Origin of the sequence: Arenibacter sp. S6351L, assembly GCF_023016025.1 — a bacterium.
Classification (GTDB): Bacteria; Bacteroidota; Bacteroidia; order Flavobacteriales; family Flavobacteriaceae; genus Arenibacter; species Arenibacter algicola_B.
In genome coordinates this window covers 1-714 of sequence record NZ_JALKBB010000097.1, presented here as the reverse complement: position 1 = coordinate 714, position 714 = coordinate 1, and the positions used below count along the sequence as shown (strand labels likewise).

The window sequence follows — 714 nt, the reverse complement described above, 5'->3', positions numbered from 1 at the left end:
GGCACGTAGTTCTTTAAATCGTATCCGAATCCATGGCTTGTCGAGACGGCGCAGCGAATTGAGACAAGCCATGGCTGAGGTTATTGCGCTCAACGTTGTTGTATAAGAATAGTTGCGGGTTTGTATGCGAGGATTTTCCGAAGGAAAATCAGACGTTACAAACACGCAACGACCTTTGATTAAGCACTAAACCGCAATTATTTTTATACGGTGTTGTAACCCGTTTTTTATCTAATTTTTATTAATTCCCCTTCATCAAATCCCGTCGTAATTGCTTTAGCATTCTTAATCAAGGTCTTGTTTAGACTACCATCATTTTCTAATTCAGTTAATGCGTTTTTACAAAGTTCAAGAACAGTTTCCCAAGTTTCTTTTTGAACTTTATCAGGCAATCTTAAATATCTATATGGTTTCGTAGGGGGCTCTAAACAAGCCCAATCATCATCGTCCTCTGAATATTCAAAAGCACCAACGAAATAAATCATAAATCCTTGGTCACTTTCCATTAGACCTAAATTAAAAGCAATCACTGAATCTGGAGGAATTCCATCTTGCTTTTCAATATTTTTAAGCCATTCAAATATTTCTTTTTTCATATGAGGTCTTTCTTAAATGGGTTACAACGGTTCGTGTATGATTAGTTGCGGACTTTTCCAACGGAAAATGTCCGCCTGTACCGAAGATAGTTAATTGCAGGAAATTCACTTGTTGAAT

At 37.0% G+C, this 714-nt stretch carries 1 protein-coding gene; it reads right to left on the bottom strand.

Annotated features, from left to right (window positions below; genetic code table 11):
- Positions 1-227: 227 nt before the first annotated feature.
- Complete coding sequence (locus MWU82_RS24050) at positions 228-596, bottom strand: hypothetical protein (protein ID WP_247098293.1); 369 nt, start codon at positions 594-596, stop codon at positions 228-230.
- Positions 597-714 lie beyond the last annotated feature (118 nt).